Here is a 24,363-nt window from a genome sequence, read left to right as displayed (position 1 = left end):
ATCACATTTGTTTCTCTATATTTATATACCCCAATTTAAAAAGATAAAACTAGATTTTTTCTAAATGTAATTTTCAAAAAATAAAAGGAGTAAAATTAAAAATATAGGGTACATTTAAGTTAGTTCATATTTCACTTAATACCTAACTCTAAGATTTCTTTACAGAAAAGAGAGCTTGGTGGGAGGTGATTAATTGAAAAAAGTCTATGGTATTAAAAGCTTAGTAGAGTATCTTGATTCAGTGAATTTTCCAATGTCTGAATCAAAAATTAATGATTTAATATTAAAAAAAGAGATACCTCATCAAAAACCTCTTTCCACTATGCTTGTTTTTAATCTAGAACATATTGATTGGTGGATTGAAGAACAGCGATTAAAACCATAGTACTACGCCCTACATTATGTAGGGCACATAACTTTAATATTTACTATTTCTTCTTCCTTAAAAATAGTTCATAATGAGTGTAAAAGAAGCTTTAAAAGGAGAAATGTCTTATGGTTTTCATCAAGAATGAGCTAAATTATTTGTTAGAGGATTATAGGAATTGTGAAAATTCTTCTATTAAAGAACTAATACTACAAGATATTAATCTTTTAAAAGAAGCTTTGGCTATTTTACAACAAAATGAACAAGATTCCTATCTATAAATTTGTAATAATAACTTATTAAAATCAATACAACCTTAGCATCTTTGATTAAATAATGCTCCATATCTTTCCTCACAAATAACTCAGAGTTTTTTTTATAGATAATTTTAATCCTCTAATATCCAACTTCGCTGTATATGCATTTATGCAGTAAATCACATACATCTCTTTTCTATTTAAAGTGTTAGGTGAAAATCTTTCTACAAAATAGTTATAAAGAATTGTTATTTAACATTTTATTTAAAACAAAAAAAGAGCTCTCCAATAGAGCTCTTTTATATTTATTTATGTTTTCTCATAGCTTGTTCTATCGTAGAATGTGTGTCTATATTAGAAAAGTCTATCCCGAGTTGTACAGTTGTTTGAGCAATACTTGGACGTAACCCAGATAGGCTTGATGTAACTCCAATCAACTTTAATGCATCAATCATATGAAATAGTTGCTGTGCAACCATTGTATCCACTACTGGAACACCAGATAAATCAATATACAAATGGCGGATGTGAGAATCAGCACATTGCTTTAACACCTGCTCTAGCATCACCTTTGCCCTGTTCGTATCAATCTCTCCTACTAACGGCAATACTGCTGTCTTATTAACCAATTCGATAATTGGTGCACTTAGTTCCATAATCATTTCTTGATGAGCAATTAAACGACTTTCTGTTTGTCTTATAAATTCATTACTAAATTTTAGTATGACTCCATTAATCGTTTCGATAATTGCACTATGACATGCAAAAATTTGTTTAATTGTAAGTTCTTCTGGATACTGTTCAACAAATTCTTCTATTAATTCTAAATATAAGTATTGCTGACGAAAGAATTCCCCGATTATCTCAGTTAAAGGAGTCTTCTGATGCCCTTCATCTTCTACGACAGTTTCCACAAAATCATCAAAGATTTCTAAGAATTCTTCACTTGGCTCATTAAATAAATAAACAAACTTTTCTTGAAATCTATGATTCTGTTTTTTAAGCTTATCTATTTCTTCTGGATTTAAGGTACCGTATATTCCTTTTTGATCTTTATTAAGTGTTGCATACCAACGCTCTGTTATTAACCATGTTCTTTCACGAAGAAAGTCATATAATAATTTATTGCGAATCATTCCGTTCCTCCTACTTTATTATTGCTATGTACTCAAGTATAGCAAATGCATAAGAGTTTGTAATAATTTAATAATCTAAAAAAATAAGAGTTTCATCTTTCCAAAAGAACCGCCATCCTATGAATGTGTACTATTAAATTTTTTGCTGTTCCAGTTAATAATTAGCTAGCTCCCTACCTTCTCCACTCGCTTCAGTGGAAGCTTATCTTCTATGCTGTATCGATTAGAATTCCAGTAAATAGCTAGTTTTTATCCAAAGGCAATAATATGGAATAGTTTAATAAAATTAATAAACTTTAAAAGCAGTGCAAGCAATAATTGTTTGCACCTCTTTTCTGTAATGCAGAATAAAAAGTACTTAAAAGTCTTCAGATAAAAATTTATCTATGTCTATAATTATATTTTTTAGAACATCTATCGAGTTAATAATATCATCGTTATAGTCTAGGCTATGATTAACACCAGAAATTAATTGTGACGTTAAATTTTTGTTTTGTATCAATCTATCATATAACTCTTCCTTATAAACTTGATCTTTATCCCCAATTATATAAAACCTTTTGTTTCCAATATTAACTATAGTTTCTAAGACTTCGTCTAAATTTAATAACGGGGTTAACCAAATTGCTTTTGCTTCCTTAAACTTTTCTCTTCGTAATTCTGAGCTCATAGCTATTGTTCCTAAGGATTTCCCAATAAAATAAAAATTTGTGTATGAGTTAGTTTGTAAAACAGTATCTATAACTAACCTTGAATCCATTTTTACTGCTTTAATTATCTCTTCTTTGTTAAAGTCACTATAAAAATCTGTGTTATAAGAATAATTGACTTCTAAAATATCTTTATTGTTATTAAAAATAATTCCACTTATATAATGAAAAACTGGACTATTTACCGTGTATCCTGAACCTGGTAGTAAAATCCTTCATGTCCCCTGCAAACGTTATTCTCTTTTAATTCTATTCTGAATCAAAAAAACCTTCTTCAATTTAACAGCAAATTAGGTTCATAATTGCTAATACACTAAAGTACGTTTATACTAAACTATAACGTTATGGTTAGGAGTGTTCTAATTGGGAAAGAGAAATTAAAAATTGGAGAATTAGCGGAGAAAACAGGAGTAACAAGACGTACAATTGATTATTATACAACTATTGGGTTATTAGAAGCTGAACGTTCTACTTCGAATTATCGTTATTATTCACTAGAAACGATTGATAGATTACGAATGATCGAAGAAAAAAAAGCTGCAGGTATGTCTTTAGATAAAATTAAACACGAATTACAAATAGAACAGATAGAAGAAATCGATATACAAGAAATTCGATTACAGATGCGGTATTTAGAAAAAGAAGTTTCACATTTGCTTCAACAGATTAATAACGAGGAAGAGGTAACACAACACTCTATAAAACAAAAAGTATCATCAGAAAGTGTTGCATTGATGCAATCTTTACTATTGCTTATCACATAGGAGGTGAAGTCTTACTTATATAGTAAGACAACTTATTGACCGCATTAAATTTAACGATATTTATCATTTTATTAGCATTAACAGGATTTTTCGTCGCAACAGAATTTGCCATCGTAAAAGTGCGACAATCACGAATTGATCAGCTTGTTGCTGAAGGTCGTAAAGGTTCACTAGCAGCAAAGCATGTCACTACACATCTTGATGAATATTTATCTGCTTGTCAATTAGGAATTACTGTTACTGCTCTTGGTATAGGTATGGTAGGTGAATCGACGTTCGAATTCATTTTACATCCTTTATTTGACAGCATCGGTATTAGCACAGATTATATTCACTATTTCACGATTGGTGCCGCATTTGCTATAGCGACATTTTTACATGTGGTTGTTGGAGAATTGGCTCCAAAAACGGTTGCAATTCAAAAAGCTGAAGCAGTCACACTTGTTTTTGCTAGGCCGATTATGATTTTCTATAAAATTCTGTATCCTTTTATTTGGTTCTTGAACGGTTCTGCTCGTATTTTAGTAGGCTTGTTTGGTATGAAGCCAGCTTCTGAACATGAATTATCCCACACCGAAGAAGAACTTCGTCTTTTACTAGCTGAAAGTTATAAAAGTGGCGAGATTAATCAAAACGAGCTGAAATATGTAAATAATGTTTTTGAATTTGATGATCGTATAGCTCGTGAAATTATGGTTCCACGGACTGAAATCGTAGGATTTGAAAAAAGTGCAACGTTCCATGATGTAATCACACTTATTTCAGAAGAACGCTATACACGTTATCCCGTCTATGAAATAGACCGAGATAATATAATTGGTTTTATCAATATTAAAGACTTGTTGACTCAAGGTATGAGTAACCGAATTACATCTGAAACGTTTGATATGGAAAAGTTTACGAATCCTGTTATTAACACCATCGAGACTACCCCTATAAATAATCTACTATTAAAAATGCAAAAGGAACGGACACATATGGCTATTCTATTAGATGAATATGGCGGAACATCCGGTCTTGTTACAGTAGAAGATATTTTAGAAGAAATCGTTGGAGAAATTCGTGACGAATTTGATGGAGATGAAATAGCAGATATCCGAAAATTAAAGGATGGCCACTATATAATCCATTCTAAGGTATTGCTAGATGATATTGCGAAACTATTAAAAATTGAAATAGAAAACCCTGATGTTGATACAATTGGTGGATGGTATTACACACAAGACGTGGATTTAGTAGAAGATAAACACATCGAGCATGGTGGATACAATTTTTCAATTTATGAAAAAGAAGGACATCAATTGCAGTTTCTTGAAGTGAAAAAAGTAACTACTTACGCATAAATATTATTCTAATAATAGAAAACCAACTTGTTATTAATAATGCCAAGTTGGTTTTTATTATGATATACAATTTTTTATTTCATTGGAATGTCGTAATAAGTTTTTATTCTTTTACAAAACCATGTACTCTAATTAAATTATTCTCTAAATCACTTAAATAAAATTCATGGTAGTTAAAAATAGGATTTTGAATCTCTTCTACCCGCACTCCTTTTTCCTTAAAAATCCGATAGGTCTCAAATATATCATCGCTTTGTAAGTCCAGTGCAGCGCTTTTGGGCAACTTATTCTTCTCACTTGCTTTAAAACGATTACTGATTGCAAGTTTAGTGTGTTCATTTAGAGAAAAGAAGTAAGCGACATCAATATTGCTAGTTGGTTTAGTCCCTAAAAGGTCTGAATACCATTCAATCGCACTAAGTAAATCCTCTACAAAATGCCATATAACTACATTTCCATTTATACTATTACTTTGAATAGATGTTTTTGTCATACATTCCTATCCCCCATTAAAATATTCATTTTATAAAATATTCTCTATGACATTATGAAATACCTTTCATAGATAATCAAAAGAATCTTATATTGAAAGACTAAAAATCCAAACACAAATAACTTAAACCAAAAATAAGAACAGACATATACTAAAAAAATGCGCTTAAAGCACTGATAAACCTATTTAGAAAGGATGTAAGTATTAGTTCGAAAATGGATTACACTTCATCAAATTACTCTTAGTTATCTTTCATAGCAAATTTTTAGATTTTTATATTCAACCAATTCTAAGAACTTTATTAAGATATCCATTTTAATTTGGGCACAATCTTGTGCCATCTCGAAGGAAGCCCCTTCAGTCACCCTCCAGTTAGTTCAGAAAAATTAGTTCTTCTAACTAAGCAAAAGAACCAGTCGGTGAAAAATGAATTACATAGGATGAACTATCTAACAAACGGGAGGTGTTTGAAATGGGTTATGATTGTTATCCATGTTACGGGTACGGGTATGGACCTGAGTATAATAGACCTTATGGTTCAGGATTCGCTTTAATTGTTGTTTTATTTATTCTATTGATTATCATTGGCGCAAGTTTCGTAAACCATGGTAGATATGGTGGCGACGATTGCTAACAACATCCTTATAAAAATCATTCATTAGAGACAGGTTTCTTTTACCTGTCTTTTCATTATTTATTCCACCCCACCTTCACTACACCTACCGGATTCTCTGAAAGGTATTTACGAACCGTCAACGTTTTAAGGTATGAATTTTTTGGGGATATTTTTCAAACCATTAATTGAAAGCCGTATTAGTAAAGGTGAAGATGCTTCTTAAAAATGGAGAGACTTTGTCCAAAAGATAGTCAACCATGCCAAAGACTTTTCAGTTTAAGTCCTACTAACGAATTTTAAAAGAGCAGACATAAAACCTTTACCAACCCACTTGTAGTTTTACTAATGGAAGCCGAAGCGGATATTAAGTATATTCAAAAACAACTGGGACATGTTAGATTTCTAATAACCGTTGATGTATACGCTTATATTTCTAATAAAACAAAAAAGAAAAACACCGAACGAGTCGACTCACGACTGAACGATGTTTTCAAATAATATTTTTATAGCTTTTTATTGGGGTGAAATTGGGGTGTTCCTTTTTAAAACACCCCATAAATCAAGTCCATAAACCCCGCTAAATCAAGCTTAATACATTTTCAGATATTGTTCGCGTTCCCATGGGTGAACAGTTGTACGGAACATATCCCACTCGATTTCTTTTGCTTCTACGAAGTTAGCGTAAATATGTTCGCCAAGTGCTCCGCGGATTATTTCGTTTTTACCAAGCTCTTGAATAGCAGCGTGAAGAGTAGGTGGTAAGTTGTGAATACCATTTTCTATGCGTTCTTCTTCTGTCATAACATAAATATTACGATCTACTGCAGGTGGTGGTGTCATTTTGTTTTTGATACCATCTAAACCAGCTTGAAGAATAACTGCCATTGCTAAATATGGATTTGCTGCAGGATCTACTGAACGAACTTCGATACGAGTGCTCAATCCTCTAGATGATGGAATTCGAATCAACGGGCTACGATTTTGACCAGACCACGCTACGTAACATGGTGCTTCGTATCCAGGTACTAGACGTTTATATGAGTTTACAGTAGGATTCGTAATAGCAGTAAAGCTTTGAACATGTTTTAATACGCCTGCCATAAATTGCATGGACGTTTCACTCATTTTCAATTCTGCTGAATCATCGAAGAATGCATTTTCTTTTCCTTTAAATAAAGAAACGTTAAAGTGCATTCCTGAACCATTAACACCGAAAAGTGGTTTTGGCATGAATGTCGCATGCAAACCATGTTTACGAGCAATCGTTTTAACTACTAATTTAAATGTTTGAATATTGTCGCAAGCTGTAACTGCATCAGCATATTTAAAATCGATTTCATGTTGTCCTGGAGCTACTTCATGGTGAGATGCTTCAATTTCAAAGCCCATTTCTTCAAGTTCTAACACGATATCACGACGGCAGTTTTCTCCAAGATCAACTGGTGCTAAGTCAAAATAACCACCATGGTCATTAAGTTCAAGAGTTGGCTCCCCTTGAGCGTCAAGTTTAAATAAGAAGAATTCTGGCTCAGGTCCTAAGTTGAAGCTTGTGAATCCTAATTCTTCCATTTCTTTCAATACGCGTTTCAAATTACTACGTGGATCGCCGGCAAATGGTGTACCATCCGCTTTATTAACATCACAGATTAGACGAGCAACTTTCCCTTTCCCAGTAATCCAAGGGAATACTACCCATGTATCTAAATCTGGAACTAAATACATATCAGATTCTTCAATTCGAACAAATCCTTCAATAGAAGATCCGTCAAACATCATTTTATTATCGAGAGCTTTATCGAGCTGACTCACTGGAATTTCAACATTTTTAATCGTACCTAGTATGTCTGTAAACTGAAGACGAATAAAATTCACCTCGTGTTCTTGAACGAACTTTTTAATATCCTCTTTTGTATACTTGCCCATTTTTTCACTCTCCTAAAAAGTTAATATATATGAACCTCGTTCTATCGAAAGAAACGAGATAGGTCCCCTTGTCTTAATGATGCACGTTGTTGCCTTTGAGCAAGCTGCATCTCTTCTTTAACAATTGCACGTAATTCTTTGTCCGAAATTACTTGTCGTACTTCTTTCGAAGCAGCTGGATTCTTTTTCATTTCAAAAATTTGCTTAATGCCAGCAATATTCACTCCTGTTTTGAGCAAATCTTTAATTTCTAATAATACATCAATGTCATCTAACGAAAACATTCGCTGCTTACCTTCTGTACGTGCAGGGTGAACAAGTTCCTGCTCTTCATAATATCTAATTTGTCTTGCTGTTAATCCTGTTAACTGCATGACTATATTCATGGATAGCAGTGGCATAGAACGTCTCCATTCCTTTTCCATCGCTGCACCTCCTAGTAGGTTATAAAAATAGTATATGTGATGTTAGCTTACATGTCAACATCATGTCAGAAAAACTTACATTTATTTTTATCTTAATAAATATCACATACTGTTTTGCTTACTGCCTATTTTTTTAATGTTTGTAAGGCTCCTAATATTGCATATTTCACATGCTCATACGTTAAACCACCTTGTATAAACGCAGTAAAAGGAGGACGGATTGGTCCGTCAGCTGTTAACTCCATACTTGATCCTTGAATAAATGTTCCAGCGGCCATGATAACATCATCTTCATAACCAGGCATATAAGCAGGCTCAGGTGCAAATTGAGCATTTACAGGGGAATGTAATTGAATTGCTTTGCAAAATTGAATCATTTGCTCTGCTGTTTGGAATGAAACGGATTGAATAAGATCCGTTCTCTTTTCAGAAAAGTGTGGTTCAGTTGTCATGCCAGCATCTTCTAATACTGCAGAAGTAAAAATAGCCCCTTTTACAGCTTGTGAGACAATATGAGGAGCAAGGAAAAACCCTTGATACATATCTAATAACGTATTTAGAGAAGCACCTGCTTCCGCTCCTATTCCAGGTGACGTCATTCGATAAGCACATTTTTTTACTAAGTCACTTTTACCAGCAATATATCCACCCGTTTTAGCTATACCCCCGCCAGGATTTTTTATGAGTGAACCTGCCATTAAATCTACACCGATGTTAGTTGGCTCTAATTTTTCCACAAATTCTCCGTAACAATTATCAACAAAAATAATACTGTCTTTTTTAATTGATCTTATTTTTTGAACCATTTCTTCGATTTCACTAATAGTAAAAGAAGGACGTACTGCATATCCCTTTGAACGTTGGATTGCGATCACTTTCGTATTTTCTGTGACTTTATTTTCAACGCTTTTCCAATCCACTTTTCCTGTCTCTAAGAGATCCACATGTTGATAGGAGATTCCAAAGTCAACAAGTGAACCAGTATCCTCTCCTTGACCGCTAACAATAGATTGGAGCGTATCATATGGTTTACCTGTTATGTATAGAAGTTCGTCTCCTGGACGTAATACACCAAACAAACTTATCGATATAGCATGTGTACCTGAAATAATTTGTGGACGAACGAGTGCCGCCTCTGCTCCAAATGTTGTCGCATATACCTTTTCTAGGGTATCACGACCTTCGTCATCGTACCCATAACCAGTTGATGGATGGAAATGATGGTCACTTACATGATGGGACTTAAAAGCACTAATCACTTTTTGTTGGTTAAGAAATGCTATTTTTTCTACCTCCTTATGAAAGGATGTAATTTTTTCTTCAGCCTTATCCGCTATAGTCAATATTTCGTCTGACAATGTTGTATGAAAGTTCATGTTATTCTCTCCTAATTTTTCTTGAAAAACACCATGAGAAAAGACTAATCTCATAAAATGAAATTAGTCCTCACCATTAGAACTGTAATTCGCCTTCCCATTCTTGCATGCCACCAACAATATTTGTTACTGTATATCCATTCTCTTCTAGAATTTCACACGCCATTGCACTGCGTCCACCAGCTTTACAAACAATGTATTGAGGAACTGTTTGATCGATTTGATCAAAACTAGTTTCAATTTGTCCTAAAGGAATATGCTTGGCACCGGGAATAATTCCGTTTGCAACTTCTTCCTTTTCACGGACATCTATTATGCTAAATTGTTCTCCAGCATCTATTTTTTGTAGAAGCTCTTCTGCTGTTATAAAGTTCATTTTACTCGCCACTTTCTGTATAGATTCCTACAAATAATAATAGGAGTATTTCTAAAAGTCAATTTATCAAACTTCTTCAGTGTTGATATCTACAGATTTGGATGGTGAGAAAGTAGAAATTGCATGCTTATAGATTAATTGCTGTTTACCCTCGGATTCAAGTAAAACAGTAAAATTATCATAAGATTTAATAACACCTTTCAATTGAAAACCATTTAACAAAAATACGGTGACATAAATATTGTTCTTTCTTAATTGATTTAAATAATTGTCCTGAATATTCATAGGTTTCATTCCAATACCCCCAAAGTATGCATTTTACATCAAATAGACTCTTCCACTCATTACTATTCGCTTTAATTACTCATTTTCCTGCAAAATAGCTTGAATTTCTTTTATTATTCTTCCTGATTCAGTGAATGGATCATACCAGTGTATTTCCATTTTGTTTCGAAAGTAAGTTAGTTGGCGTTTTGCATATCTACGTGAATTTTGCTTTAAGTTATCAATAGCTTCTTCTAAAGAAATTTTCCCATCCAAATATTCGTAGATTTCTTTATAACCAATTGCTTGAATTGATTGGACATCTCGAATACCTTTTCTGTGAAGGCCTTTTACTTCATCCAGTAATCCTTTATCCATCATAATATCCACTCTTTTATTGATTCTTTCATAAAGAAGTGCTCGGTCGATGGTAAGTCCGATAATATAATGAGGGTATATTTTTTCATTCCCTTGATTTTGTTCAATTTCATTTTTTCTTTTACCGCTTAATTCCACTCGTTCAATAGCTCTCATAATTCGTTGAACATTATTCGGGTGGATTTCGTTAGCAGCGATTGGATCAAGTTCAATTAATCGGGTATATAAATCGTTTGAAGATAACTGCTCTAATTCTTTCATCAAGTTACTATCCGTTTTATGCTCTTCCGTAAAACGAAAATCATATAATACAGATTGAATGTATAGCCCTGTTCCTCCCACTATTATAGGAACACGACCACGTAGCGCAATCTCTTCTATTTTTTCACGGACTATTCGTTGATATTCAGCAACAGAAAAAGTGTCAGTAGGTTCTTTGATATCCAATAAATGATGAGGAACCCCTTCCATTTCTTCTATAGTGATTTTAGCAGTTCCAATAGTTAATCCACGATATACTTGCATAGAATCGCCGTTAATGATTTCTCCATTGCATGCTTTTGCAAGCTCTATACTGAGTGCAGTCTTACCGACAGCTGTAGGACCTACAATTGCCACTACAAAAGGTTTTTCAGTCATTATTCATCATCCATTTTTCAATAACATTGAAAGTATCTAATTTATTTTTTTCTAATAATATTTCGTGCCTTGCATTTTCCACTAAATGTACGGTTATATTTTTCATCCCTGCATTTGACAAACCTTTCGCAACTTTAAAAATGTCCTTCCCATCTTTCCCCACCGGATCCACTGCTCCACTAATCAAGAGAACTGGTAAATCCTGGCGTATGTGGACAACCTCTTTGTTATTATGAATCGTCTTTAGACCATCAAACAAATCGATAAAAAACTGGTTTGTAGGAATAAATCCACACATCGGGTCATCTACATATTTTTTCACTTCTTCTGTATCCGTACTTAACCAATCGAAAGGAGTTTGAGCTTCCTTTATTTTATTATTAAATCCACCAAAGGATAAATTGTTAAGGATCTTACTTTCGGTTTTTGGTGATTTAAATTTAGAAGCCATTTTACCAATGATTAAACCAACGTCTCCCATTACTCCTGGATTAAAAGTAGTTCCGCAAAGAATTACTTTTGATAAAGAGTCACTATACTTCTGTATATATCTACGTGCAACAAAGGAGCCCATGCTATGTCCAAATAATATTAGCGGTATTTCTACCAAGTCTTCTCGAACCTTCAGCAACACTTCGCGAACGTCCTCTGTAACAAGTTCAAATCCATTAGCCTCAGCAAAATATCCCTGTTGTCCATTTTTAGCAACTGTTCTACCGTGTCCTCTATGATCATGACCACTAACTATATATCCTTTGTTTACGAAAAAATTGGCGAATTCCTCATAACGACCAATATGCTCAGCCATTCCATGTAGTATATGGACATGACCAATCGGATTTTGTTCTGGTAAATATTTAACAACATGGATCAAATGCCCGTCAGACATTTGAGCTTCAATAATGGATTTCATTAAGCTTCCCTACTTCCCCCTAAAGTCGCTTGCATCAGAAGTTTGTCTAGTTGTTTTTGGAAATTATCTGTTTCTTTTTCTGTGTAGTTTAATAATTGTTTCATCACTTGTAATATTTCATTTTTATAAGCTTTGTACTGATTTACCTGAAAATATAGCATACCTGTTCTACGGACTAAAAAGTCAGTAGGAGAGTAAGCCATCTCTTCATGTATCGCATAATAAACTTGTGCTAAAACACTTAATGGTAATTTTGAGTTATTGGATGCTTTCAATAAATGCGCATACTGAAAAAGTTTATCTACATTCGAGCCATAAAATTTAGCGAGTTGTCTTCCTTCTTCTATAGTAAGTCCATATGATTGCGCAAGTCTTTCTTTCGAAGCAATAAATGCCCTAAAGTTTTCTGAGCCACCTACGTCTCCTCCAGAGAGAACTAGATGTTTTGTTACACATGGGCCATAATTATAATCTCCCAGTTGTTTTGAAATAGTATCTACAATGGACTCAGCCATTTTCCGATATCCCGTCAGTTTTCCACCTGCAATCGTGAATAAGCCTGAATCGGATTGCCAAACCTCATCTTTTCGGGAAATCTCGGAAGGATTTTTTCCATCTTCATAAATGAGTGGACGGACCCCGGCCCAGGTAGACTCAACACTTTCTTCCGAAATTCGAACATCTGGGAACATATACTGTATTGCTTTTAAAAGATATTGTACATCCTCTTTTGTCGCTACAGGATTTAGTATATCTCCTTCAAAAAAAGTATCTGTTGTTCCTACATATGTTTTACCTTCCCGTGGGATAGCAAAAATCATTCGCTTATCGGGTGTATCAAAATAGATTGGTTGTCTGAGTGGAAAGTATGCTTGATCGATAACAACATGAACGCCTTTAGTGAGTCTCAATTTTTTATTATTATCCATAGAATCTAGAGCTCGGACAGTATCCACCCAAGGACCAGTTGCATTAATAATTTTTTTTGCATGAATTGTGATCTTCTTATTATTCACTTGGTCTATTACTTCTGCACCGATAGCCTTATATTGGTCGTTATAGACAAATGATTTTACTTTTGCATAGTTTAGACAAACTGCTCCTTTTTCAATCGCTTTTTTAATTACTTCGATTGTCAACCTTGCATCATCCGTCCGATACTCTACGTAATATCCACCTCCTCGAAGACCGTTACTTTTTAATAATGGTTCTTTTTGAAGGGTTTCTTCTGCTGAAAGCATATGTCTCTTTTCTTCCTTTTTTACTCCAGCTAAAAAGTCATATACCTTCAAGCCAAGGGAAGTTGTTTTCGGACCAAACGTTCCTTTTTTGTGGAATGGAAGTAGCATCCATTCTGGCTCCGTCACGTGAACAGCGTTTTCATATACAATTTCTCTTTCTTTTCCAACATCTGCTACCATCTTGACTTCAAATTGTTTTAAATAACGTAATCCACCGTGCACTAATTTGGTGGATCTGCTAGAAGTACCTGCTGAAAAGTCTTGCATTTCTACAAGTGCCACGGACATTCCTCTTGTAACAGCATCTAAAGCGATACCTGCTCCGGTAATTCCACCACCAATAACTAGTACATCAAATTCATAAAAATTTAATGTATTTAATATTTGTTCACGTTCGACAGAAGATTTCATCCTTACACCTCATCATCCAGTTTAAATATTCTTGTTGCCTCAACTGCTTTTTTCCAACCTCTATAAAGTTGACTTCGTTTAGTTTCATCCATTTTTGGTTCATATAATCTTTGGCTTTCCCGCATTGCTGAAAGCTCTTGCTCATTTTTCCAAAATCCTGTAGAAAGTCCAGCTAAAAATGCCGCACCTAATGCTGTTGTTTCATTCAACTTAGCCAGTTCCACCGGCACATTTAACAAATCACTCTGGAATTGCATAAGAAATTCATTACTCACAGCCCCTCCGTCTACACGGAGTACTTCTACGTCAACCATTGAATCGTTTTCCATCGTATCTAATACATCTTTTGTTTGATAAGCAAGGGATTCAAGTGTCGCACGTATAAAATGCTCTTTTGTAGTTCCACGGGATAATCCAAAAATAGACCCTCTTGCATCTGAATCCCAATAAGGAGTGCCCAATCCAACAAAAGCAGGAACCACATAAACACCTTCTGTTGACTCTACTCTATTAGCGTAACTTTCTGATTCCGCAGCATTTTTAAACATGCGCAAACCATCTCGCAACCATTGAATCGCAGAACCAGCAACAAAAACACTACCTTCTAAAGCATAAGTTACTTTTCCATTTAACCCCCATGCAATTGTTGTCAGTAATCCAGATGACGAGGAAATTGCTTCTTCTCCCGTATTAAGTAGCATGAAGCAGCCAGTTCCATACGTATTTTTAGCCATACCTTTATCAAAACAACATTGACCAAATAGAGCCGCTTGTTGATCCCCCGCTACTCCAGCAATATCAATTTGCTTACCAAAAAAAACGGAGGGGTCTGTTTGGGCATACACTTCAGAGGAGGAAGCAACATCTGGCAATATCTCCATTGGTATATTTAGTTTTTCACATATTTCTTTGTCCCAGCACTGTTCAAATATATTATAAAGCATCGTCCTAGAGGCATTAGAATAGTCCGTTACATGTTTCTTCCCATTGGATAACTTCCAAATTAGCCATGTATCTATTGTGCCGAAAAGAAGTTCTCCGTTTTTAGCTTGCTCCCTTGCTCCATCTACATGGTCGAGTATCCATTTTACTTTTGTCGCAGAGAAATATGGATCAAGCATTAGACCTGTTTTTTCCTTAAAAAAGCTATCTAACTTCTCCCTTTTCAATTCATCAATGATTGTTTGCGTTTGTCTAGACTGCCATACAATTGCATGATAGACAGGCTTTCCAGTATTTTTATTCCAAACAACCGTCGTTTCACGTTGATTTGTAATTCCTATTGCATGTACGTCTTCTGGTTGATTGCCACTTTCTGTTAAAACGGACGCAATTACAGACAAGACAGAACCCCAAATTTCCTGGGCGTCGTGCTCTACCCATCCGGATTTAGGAAAAAATTGAGTGAATTCTTTCTGCGAAGAATGTACTATATTACCTTGCTTATCAAATAATATAGCTCTAGAGCTGGTGGTCCCTTGATCAATTGATAAAATGTATTTACCCACAAATTCCCCTCCTACATTACTCGTTTGAACATTTTTTCCACTTCATATGTTGAAAAATGAATGATTACTGGTCTCCCATGTGGGCATGTCAACGGATGCTTGGCATTCTTCAAACTTTCAAGCAGCTGTTCCATATCTTTTATCGTTAAATAATGATTCGCCTTTATGGAGAGTTTACAGCTCATCATAATTGCAGCTTCTTCTCTCAATTTTTTAATATCTGTTCTTCGGTTTGTTAAAACCTGTTCGATTAATCCTTCAATAATTTTTGTTTCATGACCCTTTGGAAACCAAGCAGGGTGCTCTCTTACAACAAAACTTGATGAACCAAACTCTTCTAAAAATATGCCAACAGTATTTAGTTCATCAATAGATTCTTTAATACGATATGCTTCATCTAAAGTGTAGTGAAAAGTAAGGGGCAACAGTAACGCTTGACGTTCACTTGCATTTACTTCCCCTACTTTCTCTTTATAAAACTCATATTTGATACGCTCCTGAGCAGCATGCTGATCTATTAAATAAAAACCATCTTCACTTTGCGCCACTATATATGTCCCGTGAATTTGGCCAACAACATGTAGGTCTGGAAATGCCTCTTTTACTTCGATTGGATCATCTACTAGGATTTCTTCCTGTAATGGTTCAATTTCCTCGTAGACAATAGAAGCTTGTTCTTTTTCATTTTGGTTTTGGATAGGGTGTTGTTGAATCGGCTGTTCCGGTTCTTTATATGTTTGTTTAAAGAAATCAAATTGTACACTTGGCTGTTTTTTTACTTCAGGCTTTTCTATAATTTTAGGCGGTTGTTGAACACGGTGTATAATAGAACGAATGGATTGTCTAACTAGCTCCATTAGTTCTTTCTCCTTACTTAAACGTATTTGATGCTTAGCTGGGTGTACATTCACATCAGTAAGCATAGGGTCAGTTTCAATATTTAATACTACAATTGGGAATCTTCCAATTGGCAATAACGTGTGGTATGCATCAACAATTGCATTATTTAAACCGTAATGCTTCACCCATCTGCCGTTAACAAGTATTGTAATATAGTTTTTAGATGCTCTTGTTATCTCTGGTAGTGATGCATAACCTGAAATACGAAAATCCGAAGATTCTCCAGAAAAACTGACCATTTTCTTCACATTTGAAACTCCGTATATAGAGGCAAGTACCTGCCTTAAATCTCCTCTTCCACTCGTTTGAACAATTGTTTGATTGTTATGCGCGAGTCTAAAAGCTATTGATGGAAAACTAAGGGCTAAACGGTTAATTAAATCAATTGAATGGCCAAGTTCCGTTTGAATCGTTTTTAAATACTTCAATCTTGCAGGAGTATTAAAAAATAATTGTTTTACTACGATATCCGTTCCTCTTCGTATCGGGGCAGGTTTACATGAAAGAACACGGCCCCCTTCTAAATCTACTTTAGTTCCAACATTTTCACCGTCAGAAGTCCATAAATTTATCTTTGAAACGGAAGCTATACTTGCAAGTGCTTCTCCACGAAATCCTAATGATCGAATTCTAAATAGATCATGCTCAGTCGTAATTTTCGACGTAGCATGTCTGGAGAAGGATTGGACAGCATCATCTTCGTCCATCCCTCTTCCATTATCGGTTACTTGTATTTTTGCTAACCCTGCTTCCTCTAACATTATTTCAATTGAACTACTACCAGCATCTATAGCATTTTCCACTAATTCTTTCACAACTGAGGCGGGACGTTCAACCACTTCTCCCGCTGCTATTTTATTGGAAAGTAGCTCTTCCATGACAATGATTTGTCCCATTTTTTCACCTGCTTTTATAAGAATAATAGAGAGTTATTTTATCACTTTTCTATTTCGTTTTGTAATTCATACAACAACTGTAATGCTTCTAATGGTGTTGTTCCTGAAATATTGATTTTTTTTAGTTTTTTCATTATTTTTTCTGCCGTTGTATTATCGGTAGTTTTTACATCTACCTGTTTTGGTTGTTCATCAAAAAATGATAACTGCATTTCTTGAATAGCAGTTGCTTTTTCTTTTTTCTCTGTTTGTTCAAAAGTAGCTAAAATATCTCTTGCTCTTAATATAATTTCTGGAGGAAGTTGAGCAAGTTCTGCTACATGTATTCCATAGCTCTTATCAGCTGGACCTTCTTTTAATTTATGAAGAAATACTACTTTTCCATCCTTTTCTGTAGCAGATACATGAGCATTGCGCAGTTTAGGCAAAGTCTGTTCCAAATCTGTCAGCTCATGATAATGGGTTGAAAATAGCGTATTCGCCCCAATATGTTCGTGTATATATTCCATCATTGCTTGTGCTAAACTCATTCCATCATAAGTAGATGTTCCTCGTCCTATCTCATCAAATAGAAGTAAGCTTTGACTTGTTGCATTCACAATTGCATGCTGGGACTCAATCATTTCAATCATAAAAGTACTTTGCCCACCTGCTAAATCATCTGCAGCACCAATGCGCGTGAATATCTTATCGACTATAGGTAGCTTTGCAGACTCAGCAGGCACATAACAACCAATTTGAGCCATGATTACTGTTATCGCAACTTGTCGCATAAATGTACTTTTCCCGGACATATTTGGCCCTGTTATGAGGAGCATATTTTCTTCTTCTGTCAATATGCAGTCGTTTGGAACATACAATTGATTGTTCATCATTTTTTCGACTACTGGATGTCTACCTTCCAAAATTTCCATTGCATTAGATGCATGAAAAACAGGTTTTGTTAAACGATGCTTTTCAGATACTTGTGCAAATGAAATATACACATCTAGCTCACTTATTTGCTTGGCTAATTTTTGGACTTTAGGTATGTATCCTTTTATTTGATCTCTAACCTTTGTAAATAATTCATATTCTAATACTAAGCTCTCATCTTCTGCTGAAAGTATTAGGGATTCTTTTTCTTTCAATTCATCTGTAATGTATCGCTCTGCATTCGCGAGTGTCTGTTTACGAACATATCTAGTTTCGTCAGCAAAGTGAATATTTGATTTGGTTAACTCAATAAAATAGCCGAACACTCGGTTATACCCTATTTTTAAATTTTTTGCCCCAGTCAGCTCTCGTTCTTTTTGTTCTAACTCAGCTATCCACTTTTTCCCGTTTACAGATGCATCACGGAGCTGGTCTAAACGTTCATTGAAACCATCCTTTATGACCCCACCATCTTTAACTGATATGGGAGGGTTATCGCTGATCGCTTCATCTAGCTTACTCCAAATATCTTGGCAATCCTCCAAAGCTTGTCCTAAAGTGACTAATGTCGGGCTATTAGAATCAACTAATAGCTGCTTAATAATAGGAATTTTTGAAAGGGATTGTCTAAGTTGCGCAAGGTCTCTACCTCCAGCACTGCCAAATCCAATTCTTCCAACCAATCTTTCTAAATCATATACCTCTTTAAACGCTTCTTTTATTTCTTCTCTAAGCATAAAATCTTCTAAAAAGCTTGTAACAATTTCTAGACGAGATTCAATCGCTTTTTTGTCAGCTAGAGGCTGATGGATCCATTGTTTAAGCTTTCGACCGCCCATTGCAGTTACCGTATCATCCAGTAGCCATAATAGTGTCCCTTTTTGCTCTCCATTTCGTATAGAAGAAATAAGCTCTAGATTTCTCTTCGAATGATAGTCCATCGCTAGAAATGCTTCTCTTTTTTGAAATGTGAAGGGCTGAATATGTAATAAGGAACGCTTCTGTGTTTTTTCAATATATTTCAATAAACGCTTTACTGTTCGGTGAGTTTCGACCGGATGATTAGTAACATATTTTTCTGCACTATCGTTACTTAACTCATCTTGTTCTATAGATAAAGTAAAGTCATGTATCGAAGATAAATCATTTATCAATACATACAGTTGTTCACTAACAATCAATTCTTTCGCCTGTAAAGATAATAGTTCCTGTACAATTTCTTTTTCATCGCCTGTCATAATAGTAGTAAAACCGTCGCCAGTAGATACGTCTAAATAAGCAAATGCCACTTCATTGTTTGAAAGTAAGTCAGCAGATGCAATAAAAAAATTAGATTTAGTTTGCATCGCCTTACCTTCTATAATTGTTCCAGGTGTAATTAAACGAAGCACTTCCCTTTTTACAACACCTTTTGCTTCTTTAGGATTTTCAACTTGCTCGCAAATTGCTACTTTATGTCCTTTGCTAACAAGCGTTTCAATATAGTTCTGCGCTGCATGATGAGGTACACCACACATTGGGACATTATCTTTTCTACTTGTTAATGTTATTTCTAATATGGCTGACGCTTTTATTGCATCCTCATAAAATAGTTCATAAAAATCGCCTAAGCGAAAAAATAAAAAAGCATCTATGTAGTCTTCTTTAATAGTTAAATATTGTTGCATCATTGGAGTAAGTGTTGTCATCATTAGTCATTCCCTTTTCTATACTTCTCTATAATTATTATAGCAAAAGATACGAAGAAAAGCGCATGCCCCTATCATTAATAGAAGGAAAGGTACTTGTTGTAAATAAAAAAAAGCCGGAATAACTGACCGGCTTTTAAAGTGATGAAGATTGGTCGTGGCCATGATTTTGAGAACTAGAAGAACTAGATGAACTAGATGAATTAGACGAACTTGAGGAGCTTTCTTCATTAAATGCCCACTCTTCTTCAAAATCTTGTTCATGTACTTGGATGCAAACTTTTGTTTCTCCTACCACTTCAGCAAGAAGTTCGCGTTCCACCATTACTTGAAATTTAGTGCCATTCTCAATAATTATTGCCTCTGTACAATTAGGCTGTTGGATTACACGTACGTGTACTTCTTCACCAGTTGAATCACTATCTCTATAATGTAATCGAATACGATCTTTGTAGTTTATTGTTTCTGTGAATACGGATGTTTTCGAATGGTCATGGTGTGCGTACCAGACGTTGATATCAAATTTACCAACAACTTCTACATATTTTCCATGTTTTTTTGACTGAAAAGAATGATTGATAACCCAGCATCCTAAAATACTAGACGGTGTATTTGGCGGGCAAAGTACTTCACATGACTCCGTTCTTTTCTTTCCTTTAGCTATCACGGCTTTCGTCACGATTTGTCGCAAGTGTTTCATTTTTTTCCTCCTTGTATTCAAGTCATAACATCATATGCGCAATATGCCCAATCGGTTCTTCTGTTTTTTTATTCCATTGACCAGCTAAACGATTCTATATACAATGATTACATATATAGGATAGAGAGGTAATTGAATGCCATTTTTTAATATTATATATGTTGAAAATGTCGAAAAAGCTACTAGCCTTGTTGTTGATAACCTAGAAGAAGAATTAAAATTAGGAAATTTAAATTCTTTAGGTTTGGCAACTGGAAGTACGATGATTCCATTTTATACAAGTATTGTTGAAACAAATTTAGATTTTTCTCAAGTTATCGCCTTTAACTTAGATGAATACGTAGGACTGGATTCCTCACATAAAAACAGTTTCGCTTTTTTTATGCATGAACACTTATTTTCCAAAAAGCATTTTAAAGAAACAAATATTCCAAACGGACTTTCGTTAGATAAAAAGCTTGAATGTGCAAGATATGAAAAAAAGTTAGACGAGCATCCAATAGATATTCAACTTTTAGGGGTAGGAGAAAATGGGCATATTGCATTTAATGAACCTGGCACTCCATTTGATGCTTTAACGCATGTTGCAGAATTGTCCGATTCCACTGTTCATGTAAATAGTCAATATTTTGAAGCCAACGAGAATATGCCTACTCAAGCTTTTACAATGGGTATTGCTTCTATTTTGAAGGCAAAGAAAATAATTTTATTGGCTTTCGGTGAAAAAAAACGAGCTGCCATTGATGCATTACTTGGAGATATCATAACAGAACAATGGCCAATCACTGTTTTGAAAAAACATCCCCATGTTACCCTCATAACAAATATTAAACGATAAAAAAGTTGTTTTCTAAAATATAGAAGACAACTTTTTTTATCATATTGGATGAATCTTACTTCTAGAACATACAACACTTCATAATCCTTCATTTCAGATACATTTTTTTCAATATTATTATAAAAATCTGCTGAAAATGAGCTCATTCCGTTTCTCATCCTAATTAGACTCTAGTTTTCTAATAATAAGTTTCAAGCAACGGCCAAGTTGATGGCCAATTCTTTTTGTAAATTCTCTCTCTATAAATTTCCAGTAAATCAGGAGATTCCAAAAAACGAGGAGTCGGTTTTATTTTTAAATGAATTAAATCTTTAATTCCATGAGGAGCAGTTAAGATAACGTTATCTTCCTCATCTAGCTTCACACCTAAAGCTGTAACTGTTTCTGGAAAATTTGCTATCCCTTCAACTGCTGATGAATACGGGGATAAATTATTTATCACATGCATCCTAGACTGATTTTTAACAGACCATGGTACATTAGGCAAGATTCTTTTAAGAGTTGCTTCGAATGTCTTTTCCGTTTCTTCATTTGTATTGGAACTATCAAAATAAATGACATCAATATCTGTCAAAGGTGTTCTATCCTTAAAATTATGAATCGTATCCCATATTTTAGAGCGAACAAAACCTGCACAGATCCACCAATCTGGAAGGTTAAGTGTTTTGGCAGCTTGTAACACTTCCATCATCCATTCATCTTCAGCTATAAGATTAGTAATATCATTTTCATATGTTATTTTCATATCTCTACCTCTTTTTTGTGTGCTTTGAAAAAGTTACAGACCATCCAAATATAATTCCAACGATTAAAACAACCATGTAGCCAAACAAGCCGTATGGTATTTTAGAAACAATTACATGTGCTAAAACAAATAATCCGATAAATATTAAACTAATAAACACTTTTAATGTCCCTGCATCTTGTGCATGCTCATGTAATTTTGAAAAAGGAAATACTTCCCCATTTAGCATACGATAGGAGATAAGAGTCATCGCTATCCCAACAAGTAAAACAACAAACAAGTCAGGTACAATTCTAACAGAAAACAGGACTATAAAAAGAACACTTAAAGATACAAAAATTGGAAGAAAGTAATTAACTATACATGCTTTTAACGTACCGCTATAGATAGATAATTCATTTTGCAATGGCGCTGCTCTGTATATCCAATGACCTTTTGCATTGCTTGAAAATTGGAGCATATGAACGATAGTAGGTATTATCATCACACTAAAGTAAATGACCAAAAAAATATTTCCTTCCATTGTTTCTTCAATAGATTTCATCGAGATATCATTTGCTAAAAAGATTAAAGGAAAAATGAAACCAAAGCCTAATTGTGGATAGATTTTTAGTTTTAGTTCTCTTTCTTGTTTCATCATTAAGGAAGAAAATCGGTAAAAAGTACGTTCTTCCTCGGTTCTACAAACAATCTTTGCCCATATTCTATCTAATTTAAAAGCTTTTCTCTTTCTAGTAGAATCACTTAGTAGTTTCCCTAAGTTTCTTTCAAAAGCAGGCATTAGACGAACGTAAAGCCAAACTGAGAAAATAGGAGTGAACAATGCAAATAAAGACATCAGAATAATGTGAAATGAGAAGTCCTTATTTAAAAACAATTCAAATGGAGCCCCGTACCAAATTGGGAATAATAAAATATGCCACCATTCAAACGTATACGAAATTTTCATATTAATAATTTCAAAAGACCTTGCAACTAGTTGATAGCTAATCGTTAAGGCTATTGTTAGAATGATTTGCACATAGTTGATAATATCTTTTAGCTTTTCACCACTAAAAAAACGTAAAATAATTAAATAAACAAAAGCGGTTAAAACAACCACGAAGCAACTAATTAGAATAATTTCAGTTAAAAATATCAGTCCAAACCAGATTCCATGTTTAAAAATGCTTACTAAAAATGGTAATCCTACAAAAGAGCCCGTAAGCAAAAACATATAAATCATAATATGAACTATTTTTGCAGCATTTAGTGTTTTCAAGCTAATCGGTTTTGTATGAAGAATATTCTTATCTCGGATATCGAGTAATACACCTGAAAAATCAGATATCATGGATGTCATTAATATAAACATTACTAAACTAAACATAATACTCATTAAAAAAATATATTGGCTGCCTAAAAATAAAAATGGTGTCAATAAAAAAAGACCAATTAATGCATAAAACCATAAAGACTTCAGGAACTGATTTCCCTCTTTTTTTACTTTAGATCCACTAAAGACCGTTGGCATTCGTCTGCTATCCATCATTAATTTCAGCTGTAAAATCGTTCGCATAACTTCATAATCTATATCGAATTTTTGAAATAATCTTTTAAAGTTATCAAGCACATGAAGAATTTTAAAATCATTCATGTATACTACCCTCTCTTACTATGCCAACAAACTTCTCAGCAATTTCCTCATGTTCTGTAAAACCAGTTAATTGATTAAAAATTTCTTCTAATGTTCCCTCTTTGTTTTGAGCCTTTAATTCTTCAAACGAGCCATCAGCAATTACTTGACCATTCACTAGTAATACAATTCGGTTACTGATTTTTTCAACAACATCCATAATATGAGAAGAATAAAATATAGTTTTTCCTTCTGCTGCTAGCTTTGCTAGTATTTCTTTTATAATCATTACACTATTCGCATCTAGCCCACTTAATGGTTCATCTAAGAACAATAAATCAGGATCATGTAGCAAACTAGAGATAATTAATACTTTTTGCTTCATTCCTTTAGAAAAGGATGAAAGACGTTGATGAAATGCTGCTTCTAAATCGAATTGCTTCATTAACTCGAATGCTTTCTTCTCGGCAGTTTCCCTATTTAAACTATAAAGCTCTCCACAAAAAGTTAAATATTCACATGCACTTAAATTTTCATATAAATCTGCGGTTTCAGGTACATACCCAATCCTCTTTTTATACGTCACATCCCCCAAAGAAATATCATTACCGAAAATCTCTACTTTACCACTGTATCCTTCTATTAACCCGAGCATCAATTTAACGGTAGTACTTTTACCTGCGCCATTCGGGCCGATATAACCTATAATTTGCCCCTTATATACTTCTAAGTTAACTTCATTCAGTACTTTTTTATTACCAAAGGATTTAGATACTTTTATCAATGATAATACCTTATCACTATTCATTTGATATCCCCCTATTCTTATATTAAGGATAATACTTCTATACTTGTAAAACAATACTAATAATGTTATAGTCTGTTGCAATCTGACTAATAAAATTGTTATTGCTTTTTTCTATTGA

Annotated in this window: 24 protein-coding genes; 6 read left to right on the top strand and 18 right to left on the bottom strand. The window is 34.2% G+C overall.

Annotated elements, in window-relative coordinates:
• The first annotated feature begins 193 nt into the window (after positions 1 to 193).
• Together AN959_RS06830 and AN959_RS20980 are read left to right on the top strand one after the other, a co-directional pair.
• The gene (locus tag AN959_RS06830) at positions 194 to 385 is read left to right on the top strand and encodes a hypothetical protein (RefSeq protein ID WP_056829388.1); all 192 of its coding nucleotides are present in this window, start codon (positions 194 to 196) and stop codon (positions 383 to 385) included.
• 110 nt (positions 386 to 495) lie between these two features.
• Positions 496 to 648, top strand: coding sequence for a hypothetical protein (locus AN959_RS20980; RefSeq protein WP_156350742.1), 153 nt, complete (start codon positions 496 to 498; stop codon positions 646 to 648).
• 281 nt (positions 649 to 929) lie between these two features.
• On the opposite strand, the gene AN959_RS06825 is transcribed toward AN959_RS20980, so the two are convergent.
• Both AN959_RS06825 and AN959_RS06820 read right to left on the bottom strand, forming a co-directional pair.
• Positions 930 to 1,760 (bottom strand): STAS domain-containing protein, encoded by an 831-nt coding sequence (locus tag AN959_RS06825; RefSeq protein WP_056829386.1) that lies wholly within the window; start codon positions 1,758 to 1,760, stop codon positions 930 to 932.
• A 358-nt stretch (positions 1,761 to 2,118) separates the two neighbouring features.
• On the bottom strand, positions 2,119 to 2,430 hold the full coding sequence (locus AN959_RS06820) for a hypothetical protein (protein WP_156350741.1): 312 nt from the start codon (positions 2,428 to 2,430) through the stop codon (positions 2,119 to 2,121).
• Between the two features lie 384 nt (positions 2,431 to 2,814).
• On the opposite strand from AN959_RS06820, the gene AN959_RS06815 reads away from it, so the two are divergent.
• Together AN959_RS06815 and AN959_RS06810 are read left to right on the top strand one after the other, a co-directional pair.
• Complete coding sequence (locus AN959_RS06815) at positions 2,815 to 3,234, top strand: MerR family transcriptional regulator (protein ID WP_082460838.1); 420 nt, start codon at positions 2,815 to 2,817, stop codon at positions 3,232 to 3,234.
• Positions 3,235 to 3,269: 35 nt separating this feature from the next.
• Positions 3,270 to 4,577: a hemolysin family protein gene (locus tag AN959_RS06810; protein WP_056829381.1), complete on the top strand. Its 1,308-nt coding sequence runs from the start codon at positions 3,270 to 3,272 to the stop codon at positions 4,575 to 4,577.
• Between the two features lie 103 nt (positions 4,578 to 4,680).
• Here the strand turns inward: AN959_RS06810 and AN959_RS06805 are convergent, their stop codons facing one another.
• Positions 4,681 to 5,070 (bottom strand): VOC family protein, encoded by a 390-nt coding sequence (locus tag AN959_RS06805; RefSeq protein WP_056829379.1) that lies wholly within the window; start codon positions 5,068 to 5,070, stop codon positions 4,681 to 4,683.
• Positions 5,071 to 5,542: 472 nt separating this feature from the next.
• Between AN959_RS06805 and AN959_RS20565 the strand changes: the two genes are divergently transcribed.
• Positions 5,543 to 5,704, top strand: coding sequence for a YjcZ family sporulation protein (locus AN959_RS20565; protein ID WP_082355217.1), 162 nt, complete (start codon positions 5,543 to 5,545; stop codon positions 5,702 to 5,704).
• 570 nt (positions 5,705 to 6,274) lie between these two features.
• Here the strand turns inward: AN959_RS20565 and glnA are convergent.
• From glnA to cotE, 12 genes are all read right to left on the bottom strand, one after another.
• The gene (gene glnA, locus AN959_RS06800; RefSeq protein WP_053589886.1) at positions 6,275 to 7,609 is read right to left on the bottom strand and encodes a type I glutamate--ammonia ligase; all 1,335 of its coding nucleotides are present in this window, start codon (positions 7,607 to 7,609) and stop codon (positions 6,275 to 6,277) included.
• Positions 7,610 to 7,650: 41 nt separating this feature from the next.
• Positions 7,651 to 8,034 carry a MerR family transcriptional regulator gene (locus AN959_RS06795; RefSeq protein WP_056829377.1) on the bottom strand — a complete coding sequence of 128 codons (384 nt, stop codon included), beginning with the start codon at positions 8,032 to 8,034 and terminating at the stop codon, positions 7,651 to 7,653.
• A 125-nt stretch (positions 8,035 to 8,159) separates the two neighbouring features.
• Positions 8,160 to 9,410, bottom strand: a complete 1,251-nt coding sequence (locus AN959_RS06790) for a methionine gamma-lyase family protein (protein WP_056829375.1) — start codon at positions 9,408 to 9,410, stop codon at positions 8,160 to 8,162.
• A gap of 76 nt (positions 9,411 to 9,486) precedes the next feature.
• Positions 9,487 to 9,786, bottom strand: a complete 300-nt coding sequence (locus AN959_RS06785; protein ID WP_053589889.1) for a rhodanese-like domain-containing protein — start codon at positions 9,784 to 9,786, stop codon at positions 9,487 to 9,489.
• Between the two features lie 66 nt (positions 9,787 to 9,852).
• Complete coding sequence (gene hfq, locus AN959_RS06780) at positions 9,853 to 10,080, bottom strand: RNA chaperone Hfq (protein WP_053589890.1); 228 nt, start codon at positions 10,078 to 10,080, stop codon at positions 9,853 to 9,855.
• 66 nt (positions 10,081 to 10,146) lie between these two features.
• Positions 10,147 to 11,067 (bottom strand): tRNA (adenosine(37)-N6)-dimethylallyltransferase MiaA, encoded by a 921-nt coding sequence (miaA, locus tag AN959_RS06775; RefSeq protein WP_056829373.1) that lies wholly within the window; start codon positions 11,065 to 11,067, stop codon positions 10,147 to 10,149.
• Positions 11,060 to 11,980 carry an alpha/beta hydrolase gene (locus tag AN959_RS06770; RefSeq protein WP_253278888.1) on the bottom strand — a complete coding sequence of 307 codons (921 nt, stop codon included), beginning with the start codon at positions 11,978 to 11,980 and terminating at the stop codon, positions 11,060 to 11,062. Before AN959_RS06770 ends, miaA begins: the two co-directional genes overlap by 8 nt.
• The gene (locus AN959_RS06765) at positions 11,980 to 13,632 is read right to left on the bottom strand and encodes a glycerol-3-phosphate dehydrogenase/oxidase (RefSeq protein WP_056829371.1); all 1,653 of its coding nucleotides are present in this window, start codon (positions 13,630 to 13,632) and stop codon (positions 11,980 to 11,982) included. Before AN959_RS06765 ends, AN959_RS06770 begins: the two co-directional genes overlap by 1 nt.
• A gap of 2 nt (positions 13,633 to 13,634) precedes the next feature.
• A complete protein-coding gene (glpK, locus tag AN959_RS06760) occupies positions 13,635 to 15,140 on the bottom strand; it encodes a glycerol kinase GlpK (protein WP_056829369.1) in 1,506 nt (501 codons plus the stop codon).
• 11 nt (positions 15,141 to 15,151) lie between these two features.
• Positions 15,152 to 16,936: a DNA mismatch repair endonuclease MutL gene (gene mutL / locus AN959_RS06755; protein WP_056829367.1), complete on the bottom strand. Its 1,785-nt coding sequence runs from the start codon at positions 16,934 to 16,936 to the stop codon at positions 15,152 to 15,154.
• A gap of 41 nt (positions 16,937 to 16,977) precedes the next feature.
• Positions 16,978 to 19,539, bottom strand: a complete 2,562-nt coding sequence (gene mutS / locus AN959_RS06750) for a DNA mismatch repair protein MutS (RefSeq protein WP_056830278.1) — start codon at positions 19,537 to 19,539, stop codon at positions 16,978 to 16,980.
• Between the two features lie 136 nt (positions 19,540 to 19,675).
• Positions 19,676 to 20,239, bottom strand: a complete 564-nt coding sequence (gene cotE / locus AN959_RS06745; RefSeq protein ID WP_053589896.1) for an outer spore coat protein CotE — start codon at positions 20,237 to 20,239, stop codon at positions 19,676 to 19,678.
• Between the two features lie 136 nt (positions 20,240 to 20,375).
• Here cotE and AN959_RS06740 point away from each other — a divergent pair, with 136 nt between their 5' ends.
• The gene (locus AN959_RS06740; RefSeq protein WP_056829365.1) at positions 20,376 to 21,077 is read left to right on the top strand and encodes a glucosamine-6-phosphate deaminase; all 702 of its coding nucleotides are present in this window, start codon (positions 20,376 to 20,378) and stop codon (positions 21,075 to 21,077) included.
• A gap of 178 nt (positions 21,078 to 21,255) precedes the next feature.
• Here the strand turns inward: AN959_RS06740 and AN959_RS06735 are convergent, their stop codons facing one another.
• Genes AN959_RS06735 through AN959_RS06725 form a run of 3 tightly spaced genes read right to left on the bottom strand, consistent with a single transcriptional unit; the run spans position 21,256 to position 24,245 of the window.
• On the bottom strand, positions 21,256 to 21,822 hold the full coding sequence (locus tag AN959_RS06735) for a nucleotidyltransferase family protein (RefSeq protein WP_056829363.1): 567 nt from the start codon (positions 21,820 to 21,822) through the stop codon (positions 21,256 to 21,258).
• A 4-nt stretch (positions 21,823 to 21,826) separates the two neighbouring features.
• Complete coding sequence (locus tag AN959_RS06730) at positions 21,827 to 23,458, bottom strand: hypothetical protein (RefSeq protein WP_056829361.1); 1,632 nt, start codon at positions 23,456 to 23,458, stop codon at positions 21,827 to 21,829.
• Positions 23,451 to 24,245 carry an ABC transporter ATP-binding protein gene (locus AN959_RS06725; RefSeq protein ID WP_056829359.1) on the bottom strand — a complete coding sequence of 265 codons (795 nt, stop codon included), beginning with the start codon at positions 24,243 to 24,245 and terminating at the stop codon, positions 23,451 to 23,453. The genes AN959_RS06730 and AN959_RS06725 overlap by 8 nt, the downstream gene beginning before the upstream one ends.
• Between the last annotated feature and the right edge of the window lie 118 nt (positions 24,246 to 24,363).

Origin of the sequence: Psychrobacillus sp. FJAT-21963 (assembly GCF_001420585.1) — a bacterium.
Taxonomy (GTDB): domain Bacteria; phylum Bacillota; class Bacilli; order Bacillales_A; family Planococcaceae; genus Psychrobacillus.
The sequence above is the reverse complement of the archived record's forward strand: the minus strand, read 5'-3'. Positions and strand labels throughout refer to the sequence as shown.

What these genes read in the sequence shown, in the direction of transcription:
- AN959_RS20980 (WP_156350742.1), top strand. Translation starts at nt 496, where the DNA reads ATGGTTTTCATCAAGAATGAGCTAAATTATTTGTTAGAGGATTATAGG.
- AN959_RS06825 (WP_056829386.1), bottom strand. Translation starts at nt 1,760, where the DNA reads ATGATTCGCAATAAATTATTATATGACTTTCTTCGTGAAAGAACATGG.
- AN959_RS06820 (WP_156350741.1), bottom strand. Translation starts at nt 2,430, where the DNA reads ATGAGCTCAGAATTACGAAGAGAAAAGTTTAAGGAAGCAAAAGCAATT.
- AN959_RS06815 (WP_082460838.1), top strand. Translation starts at nt 2,815, where the DNA reads ATGGTTAGGAGTGTTCTAATTGGGAAAGAGAAATTAAAAATTGGAGAA.
- AN959_RS06805 (WP_056829379.1), bottom strand. Translation starts at nt 5,070, where the DNA reads ATGACAAAAACATCTATTCAAAGTAATAGTATAAATGGAAATGTAGTT.
- AN959_RS20565 (WP_082355217.1), top strand. Translation starts at nt 5,543, where the DNA reads ATGGGTTATGATTGTTATCCATGTTACGGGTACGGGTATGGACCTGAG.
- glnA (WP_053589886.1), bottom strand. Translation starts at nt 7,609, where the DNA reads ATGGGCAAGTATACAAAAGAGGATATTAAAAAGTTCGTTCAAGAACAC.
- AN959_RS06795 (WP_056829377.1), bottom strand. Translation starts at nt 8,034, where the DNA reads ATGGAAAAGGAATGGAGACGTTCTATGCCACTGCTATCCATGAATATA.
- AN959_RS06790 (WP_056829375.1), bottom strand. Translation starts at nt 9,410, where the DNA reads ATGAACTTTCATACAACATTGTCAGACGAAATATTGACTATAGCGGAT.
- AN959_RS06785 (WP_053589889.1), bottom strand. Translation starts at nt 9,786, where the DNA reads ATGAACTTTATAACAGCAGAAGAGCTTCTACAAAAAATAGATGCTGGA.
- hfq (WP_053589890.1), bottom strand. Translation starts at nt 10,080, where the DNA reads ATGAAACCTATGAATATTCAGGACAATTATTTAAATCAATTAAGAAAG.
- miaA (WP_056829373.1), bottom strand. Translation starts at nt 11,067, where the DNA reads ATGACTGAAAAACCTTTTGTAGTGGCAATTGTAGGTCCTACAGCTGTC.
- AN959_RS06770 (WP_253278888.1), bottom strand. Translation starts at nt 11,980, where the DNA reads ATGAAATCCATTATTGAAGCTCAAATGTCTGACGGGCATTTGATCCAT.
- AN959_RS06765 (WP_056829371.1), bottom strand. Translation starts at nt 13,632, where the DNA reads ATGAAATCTTCTGTCGAACGTGAACAAATATTAAATACATTAAATTTT.
- mutL (WP_056829367.1), bottom strand. Translation starts at nt 16,936, where the DNA reads ATGGGACAAATCATTGTCATGGAAGAGCTACTTTCCAATAAAATAGCA.
- mutS (WP_056830278.1), bottom strand. Translation starts at nt 19,539, where the DNA reads ATGACAACACTTACTCCAATGATGCAACAATATTTAACTATTAAAGAA.
- cotE (WP_053589896.1), bottom strand. Translation starts at nt 20,239, where the DNA reads ATGAAACACTTGCGACAAATCGTGACGAAAGCCGTGATAGCTAAAGGA.
- AN959_RS06740 (WP_056829365.1), top strand. Translation starts at nt 20,376, where the DNA reads ATGCCATTTTTTAATATTATATATGTTGAAAATGTCGAAAAAGCTACT.
- AN959_RS06735 (WP_056829363.1), bottom strand. Translation starts at nt 21,822, where the DNA reads ATGAAAATAACATATGAAAATGATATTACTAATCTTATAGCTGAAGAT.
- AN959_RS06730 (WP_056829361.1), bottom strand. Translation starts at nt 23,458, where the DNA reads ATGAATGATTTTAAAATTCTTCATGTGCTTGATAACTTTAAAAGATTA.
- AN959_RS06725 (WP_056829359.1), bottom strand. Translation starts at nt 24,245, where the DNA reads ATGAATAGTGATAAGGTATTATCATTGATAAAAGTATCTAAATCCTTT.